Here is a 6499-nt window from a genome sequence, read left to right on the forward strand (position 1 = left end):
CCGGTCCGCCTTTCTACCATTTTGAAGTCATCACTACGAAAAGGACTCGACATGAAACCGCTCCAGGGAAAAGTGGCGCTCGTCACCGGCGGCAGCCGGGGCATCGGCGCGGCCATCGCGCGCCAGCTCGCGCAGCACGGCGCCGAGGTGGCCTTCACCCACCAGCACGTCTCGGCGCAGGCGCAGCGCACCCACGACGCCATCGTGGCCGAGGGCGTGCGCTGCAGCGCCATCCAGGCCGACAGCGCGGACCGCCTGGCCCTGGTCGCCGCGGTGGGCCGCGCGCGCGAGGTGCACGGCCGGCTGGACATCCTGGTCAACAACGCGGGCATCTACGCCGGTGGCGCCATCGACGAGACCACCGATGCGCAGCTCGACGCGCTGGTCGCCGTGCACATGGCCGCGACGGTGATCGCCACGCGCGCCGCGGTGCCGCACATGGCGCCGGGCGGCAGCGTGATCAGCATCGGCAGCTGCCTCTCGGAGCGCGTGCCGGAGGCGGGCTGGAGCCTGTACGCGATGAGCAAGGCCGCGCTGGTCGGCCTCACCAAGGGCCTGGCGCGCGACCTCGGGCCGCGCGGCATCACGGCCAACCTGGTGCTGCCCGGCCCGATCAACACCGACATGAACCCGGCGGACAGCCCGCAGGCCGAGGGCGAGCGCGCCCATGTGGCGCTGGGCCGGTACGGTGAGCCGCACGAGGTGGCGGCGCTGGTGGCCTTCCTGGCCGGCGACGGCGCGCGCTTCATCACGGGCGCATCGATCGCCGTCGACGGGGGGTACGCCGCATGATCGCCTCTCAGGAAAAAACCGCCTGGCTGATCCTGCTCTTCGCGGCCCTGCTGGAGCCGGTGTGGCTGATCGCGCTCAAGCGCTCGCAGGAGTTCACCGTGTTCTGGCCCAGCGTGATCGGCCTCGGCGTGGTCGCGCTGAGCCTGGGCCTGCTGACGCTGGCCCTGCGCGACCTGCCCATGGGCACCGCCTACGCCGTGTGGGTGGGCGTGGGCTGCGTGACGGTGGCGCTGTCGGGCATCACCTGGATGGGGGAGAGCGGCGACCCGTTCCGGCTCGCCTGCATGGGCCTGATCCTGGTCGGCGTGGCCGGCCTCAAGGCCACGACGTAGCGCCGCTCAGGCGGCGGCGGTGGCGGGCCTGCGCCGGGGCGCCTTCTTCGCGCGCTGGGGCGTGGCGGCGGCGGGCGCGTCGATCATCTGCAGCACCACCAGGCGCACGCCGGCCTGCAGGGTGGCGATGGCCTTCCTGTCGCCCGAGAGGTGCTTGAGCAGGGCTTGCTGGAACAGGCCGTCGAGCAGGGCGTAGGCCACCTCGCTCGGCGCCTTCACCGGCGCGCCCGCGAGCTCCGAGAGGCGCTGCATCACGCGCCAGATCATTTTCTCCAGGCTCTTGTCGATGGCCTCCACGTCGTCGCGCAGCGCCTCCTCGAACAGCGCCTGCGAGCGCAGGTCGTACCAGAGCCGGTGCATGGTGGTCTCGGTGCGCAGCGTCTCGCCCAGCGCGTCGGCAAAACCGTCGAGCAGTTGTTCGAAGTGGGTGGAGGTCGTCGTGACCTCGTCGTAGCGCGTCACGCAGCGCGCCTTGTACTGGCGCACGCTGCACAGGATCAGGTCGAGCTTGTCGGTGAAGTAGTAGTGCAGCACGCCGTGCGAGAACGCCGAGTTCTGCGCGATCTCGCGCAGGCTGGTGCGCGCGTAGCCCAGGTCGGCCAGCGTCTGCAGCGCGGCCTCGCCGAGTTCGGCGCGGCGTTCGTTGAACTTGTCGTTGCGGGGGGGCGCTTTGCTCATCGGGCCATTGTAAGGACGGCCGCCCGCCCGCGCCATTCGAATTTGGACAGTCGTCAAGAAAAATCTTGACACTTGTCAAGAAATCTCCGTAGCATGGAGCCGTTCCTCGAAGAACACGGTCCACACACACCAGGAGACAAACATGGCGAAGTTCGATCTGACCGGCCGCAAGGCCCTGGTCACCGGGGGCGCGCGCGGCCTCGGCGAAGGCATGGCACAGGCGCTCGCGGCAGCGGGTGCCTCGGTGATGATTGGCGACGTGCTCACGTCGCTCGGCCAGGAGACGGCGGGCAAGCTGCCCGTCACCGGCGGCGCGAAAGCCGGTTTCGTGAAGCTCGACGTGACGCAGGAGGCCGACTGGCAGGCCGCCGTGAAGGCCACGGTGGACACGCTGGGCGGCTTCGACATCCTGATCAACAACGCCGGCATCGAGGTCACCGCGCTGGTGGCCGACATCGAGCCCGAGGCGCTGCGCAAGATGCTGGACGTGAACATCGTCGGCACGGCGCTGGGCCTCAAGCACGCCTTCCGCGCCATGCGGCCCAACGGCGCTGCCGGCCAGGGCGGGGCGGTGGTCAACATCTCGTCGGTCGCCGCCACCATCGCCTTCCCCGCCATCGCGGGCTACTCGGCCACCAAGTCGGCGGTGGACCGCCTCACCCGCGTGGCCGCGATGGAGGCCGGCAAGCTCGGCTACGGCGTGCGCGTGAACTGCATCTACCCCGGCCTGGTGCCGACCGAGATGGGCATGAAGCTGGCCACCGACGTGGTGGCCGCCGGCCTGTTCGCCTCGCCCGACGCGGCGGTGGGCGCGATCATCGAGCAGACCCCCTCGGGCCGCTTGGGCGAGGTGGGCGACATGGCGGACGCGGTGGTCTTCCTCTGTTCGGACGCGGCGCGCTTCATCAACGGCGCGGGCCTGCCGGTCGACGGCGGCATGGGCATGTGAACCGGGAGAACACCATGAGCAAAACCAGCAAGAAACCCGTCATCGTCTACGGCGCCTCCGGCTACACCGGCCGCCTGGTCTGCGAGTACCTGCGCGAATACAACATCCCCTTCATCGCCGCCGGCCGCAGCGCCGACAAGCTCAACGCCGCCATGCAGGCCAACGTGCCCGGCATCGAGACCGCGAGCTTCGAGGTGGTGGAGGTCGAGCACTCGGTCAAGGCGCTCACCGAGCTCTTCAAGGGCGCCTCGGTCGTGCTCAACACCGTCGGCCCGTTCGCGAAGTTCGGCCCCGAGGTGGTGCAGGCCTGCCTGGCCGCGAAGTGCCACTACACCGACACCACCGGCGAGCAGGACTGGCTGATCACGCTGGACGAGCAGTACGGCGAGAAGTTCGCCAACGCCGGCCTGCTGCTCTCGCCCGGCCTGGCGCAGATGTACACCACCGGCGAGATCGCCGCGCAGCTCTGCCTGGAGACGCCGGGCCTGGACACGCTGGACATCGCGGTGTTCTGGGGCGGCAGCCCGACCATCGCGTCCACGCAGACCATCCTGGTCAATGCCGCCATGGCCAAGGCCTACCACCTGCAGCAGAACCAGTTCGTCGAATGGCAGCCCGACGCCGGGCTCTACCAGCTGGCGATTCCCGGCCAGCACGAGATGGCGCTGGCCCTGCCCTGGGGCGGCACCTCGCACCCGGTGTGGTTCAAGCGCGATCCGCGCGTGGCCAACGTGAAGGTGCTCGGCGGCGTGTTCAACAAGCCGCTGATGCAGGGCGTGCCGCTGATCGTGGCCGCCGCGCTGGAAGCCACCAAGGACATGAACCCCGACGACCGCTACGCCGCGCTCGCGCAGACCGCGGCCGGCGTGATGAACACCATGCCGCCGCGCGAGAACCCGCGCATCAACAAGTCGGTCGACTCGGTGCACGCCTCGGGCCCGCTGGGTCGCGCGCACTGCGTCATCTTCGGCAACTGCAACTACAAGCAGACCGGGATGATGCAGGCCTTCGCCGCCAACTGGCTGCTGCAGCAGCCACCGAAGCGCGTGGGTTTCGCCTCGGGCTGCCAGGCCTTCGGCCACCACGAGCTGCTCGGTGCGTTGCGCGGCTTCGGCCTGGTGCAGGCCCCGGTGCTGACCGTGCACGTGTGAAACGGGCCCCTCCATGCGACTGATCGACTACCTCGACAAGGGGGCCATGCTCGGCCCGGACGCGCCCTGTCTCTCGATGGGTGGCATGGACCTGAGCTACGACGACGTGCGGCGCATCAGCCACCGCGTGGCGCGCGCGCTGGCGCGCACCGGCATCGACCCCGGCGCCAAGGTGGCGGTGCTCTCCAGCAACGACGCGCTGGCCTTTGCCTGCGTGTTCGGCATCTCGCGCGCGGGCGCCGTGTGGTGCCCCGTGAACCCGCGCAACGAGGCCTCGGAAAACCGCTACGTGCTCGACGCCTTCGACTGCAGCTGCCTGATCTTCCACAGCGCCTACGCGCCCATGGTCGAGCAGATGCGCGCGCAGCTGCCCAAGGTGCGCGTGTACGTGTGCCTCGACGCCGTGCTGCCCTTCGCGCCCTCCTGGGCGCAATGGGCCGACGGCACCAGCGACGAGCCGGTGGAGGTGCCCCCGGTGGACGACCTGGCCATGATCGCGGGCACCGGCGGCACTACGGGCAGCCCGAAGGGCGTGATGCTCTCGGGCCGCAACCTGGAGACCATGAGCGCGCTCACGCTCATGGGCTACCCGTTCGACGGCCGGCCCACCTACCTGGCGCTCGCGCCGCTCACGCACGCGGCCGGCGTGTTGTGCCTGCCGGTGATGGCGCTGGGCGGGCGCGTGGTCATCATGCCCAAGCCCGACCTGGGCGAGTTCCTCGCGCTGATCGAGCGCCACCGCGTCACCCACACCTTCCTGCCGCCCACGCTGATCTACATGCTGCTGCAGCACGAGCGGCTGGCGACGACGAAGCTCGATTCGCTGCAGTGCTTCTGGTACGGCGCCGCGCCGATCTCGGCCGCGCGGCTGGAAGAAGCCTTGAGCAAGATCGGCCCGGTGATGGCGCAGCTCTTCGGCCAGACCGAGGCGCCGATGATGATTTCCATGATGTCGCCGCGCGAACACTTCCACGCCGACGGCAGCGTGGCGCGCGAGCGCCTCTCGTCCGCCGGGCGGCCCGGCCCGCTGGTGCAGGTGGCGACCATGGACAGCGAAGGCGTGCTGCTGCCCCCGGGCGGGACCGGCGAGATCGTGGTGCGCAGCTCGCTGGTGATGATGGGCTACTACCAGGATCCGAAAGCCACGGCCGAGGCCGGCCGCTTCGGCTGGCACCACACCGGCGACATCGGCCGGCTGGACGCGGACGGTTTCCTCTACATCGTCGACCGCGCCAAGGACATGATCATCACCGGCGGCTTCAACGTCTACTCGGTCGAGGTCGAGCAGGCGCTGATGCAGCACCCCGACGTGCAGGACAGCGCCGTGATCGGCCTGCCCGACGAGAAGTGGGGCGAGGCGGTGGTGGCGGTGCTGCAGCCGCACGCGGGTCGCGCGCTCGTGCCCGAGGAGATCATCGCCTTCGTGAAGGCGCGCATCGGCAGCGTGAAGGCGCCCAAGCGGGTCGAGGTCTGGCCCGACCTGCCGCGCTCCAAGGTCGGCAAGGTGATGAAGAAGGACATCCGCGCCGAGCTGCTGGCGCGCATGGGGCGCTAAGCCGGCGCCTGAGCGAGCAAAGGCGCCGTGCGCTCCACGATGAAGTCGCGCAGGCAGCGCACCAGCGGCGTGAGTTGGCGCCGGCTGGGCATCACGAGGAACAGCGGCACGGCCTCGGTGGTCCAGTCGGTGCACAGGGCCTGCAGGCGGCCCTGCGCCAGGTCGTCGGCCACGTCGAAGAACGACTTGTAGGCGATGCCCTTGCCCAGCAGGGCCCAGCGCCGCACCGCGTCGCCGTCGTTGGACACGTTGACGCTTTTCACGCGCACGGTGATCTCCGGGCTGGCGTCCCCGCGCGAGAAGCGCCAGCGGTCGTGCACCTCGTCGTGGAGCATGAAGCACAGGCAGTCGTGCCCGGTCAGCTCGTGCGGTGTCGCGGGCGCGCCGTGCCGCGCCAGGTAGGCCGGCGAGGCGCACAGCACGCGCCGGTGCGAGGCCGCCAGCGGCAGGGCCACGAGGTTGGAGTCCGGCGGTTTGCCATAACGGAAGGCCGCATCCACCGGGCTGCTGTAGACGTTGGCGATGCTGTCCGACAGCAGCAGGCGGATGTCCACCTGCGGGTGCGCGTCCTGGAACTGATTGAGCCAGGGCAGCAGCAGGTTGCGGCCCAGGTCGGACGGCGCGGCGAGCTGCAGCAAGCCGCGCAGGGCCTGTTCGCCCGCGCCGATCTGCTGGCTCGCCTGCTGCAGCGCCTCCAGCGCCGGGCGGCATTGTTCGAGGAAACGCTCGCCCTGTTGCGTGAGCCGCAGGCTGCGCGTGGAGCGGACGAACAGCGGCACGCCCAGTTCGGCCTCCAGCCGCTTGAGCGCGGCGCTGGTGGCGGCCGGCGTGAGGTCGAGCGCGCGCGCCGTGGCCGACAAGCTGCCGCTGTCGACGGTGCGCACGAAGATGTCCAGGTCCTGCAGGGCTTTCATGATTTTCAAATTCTGCTTGAAGATGGATTCAAAGACCAGGTGGTTTTTCAAATGAATGGATCGCGAGACCATGCTGTCCATTCCCACTTCACCGAAAGCCCGCCATGACCTCCCCCCTGTTCCGCCCC

General features: G+C 69.8%; 7 protein-coding genes. 5 read left to right on the top strand and 2 right to left on the bottom strand.

What is annotated here, in order from left to right:
* The first annotated feature begins 51 nt into the window (after positions 1 to 51).
* Positions 52 to 792, top strand: coding sequence for an SDR family NAD(P)-dependent oxidoreductase (locus AC3WPZ_RS15375; protein WP_492440408.1), 741 nt, complete (start codon positions 52 to 54; stop codon positions 790 to 792).
* On the top strand, positions 789 to 1124 hold the full coding sequence (locus AC3WPZ_RS15380; protein ID WP_291111674.1) for a DMT family transporter: 336 nt from the start codon (positions 789 to 791) through the stop codon (positions 1122 to 1124). The genes AC3WPZ_RS15375 and AC3WPZ_RS15380 overlap by 4 nt, the downstream gene beginning before the upstream one ends.
* A 6-nt stretch (positions 1125 to 1130) precedes the next feature.
* On the opposite strand, the gene AC3WPZ_RS15385 is transcribed toward AC3WPZ_RS15380, so the two are convergent.
* The gene (locus AC3WPZ_RS15385; RefSeq protein WP_492440410.1) at positions 1131 to 1802 is read right to left on the bottom strand and encodes a TetR/AcrR family transcriptional regulator; all 672 of its coding nucleotides are present in this window, start codon (positions 1800 to 1802) and stop codon (positions 1131 to 1133) included.
* Between the two features lie 142 nt (positions 1803 to 1944).
* Here AC3WPZ_RS15385 and AC3WPZ_RS15390 point away from each other — a divergent pair, with 142 nt between their 5' ends.
* The 3 genes from AC3WPZ_RS15390 to AC3WPZ_RS15400 are packed head-to-tail and all read left to right on the top strand — an operon-like array spanning position 1945 to position 5457.
* Positions 1945 to 2751 (top strand): SDR family NAD(P)-dependent oxidoreductase, encoded by an 807-nt coding sequence (locus tag AC3WPZ_RS15390; protein ID WP_444687769.1) that lies wholly within the window; start codon positions 1945 to 1947, stop codon positions 2749 to 2751.
* 14 nt (positions 2752 to 2765) lie between these two features.
* A complete protein-coding gene (locus tag AC3WPZ_RS15395) occupies positions 2766 to 3902 on the top strand; it encodes a DUF5938 domain-containing protein (RefSeq protein WP_382327797.1) in 1137 nt (378 codons plus the stop codon).
* Positions 3903 to 3915: 13 nt separating this feature from the next.
* The gene (locus AC3WPZ_RS15400) at positions 3916 to 5457 is read left to right on the top strand and encodes an AMP-binding protein (protein WP_492440412.1); all 1542 of its coding nucleotides are present in this window, start codon (positions 3916 to 3918) and stop codon (positions 5455 to 5457) included.
* Here AC3WPZ_RS15400 and AC3WPZ_RS15405 read toward each other — a convergent pair.
* Positions 5454 to 6371 carry a LysR family transcriptional regulator gene (locus tag AC3WPZ_RS15405; protein ID WP_492440414.1) on the bottom strand — a complete coding sequence of 306 codons (918 nt, stop codon included), beginning with the start codon at positions 6369 to 6371 and terminating at the stop codon, positions 5454 to 5456. The two genes, AC3WPZ_RS15400 and AC3WPZ_RS15405, sit on opposite strands and share 4 nt — an antisense overlap.
* Between the last annotated feature and the right edge of the window lie 128 nt (positions 6372 to 6499).

Source organism: Hydrogenophaga sp. FW305-3-2-15-A-LB1 (assembly GCF_058787875.1).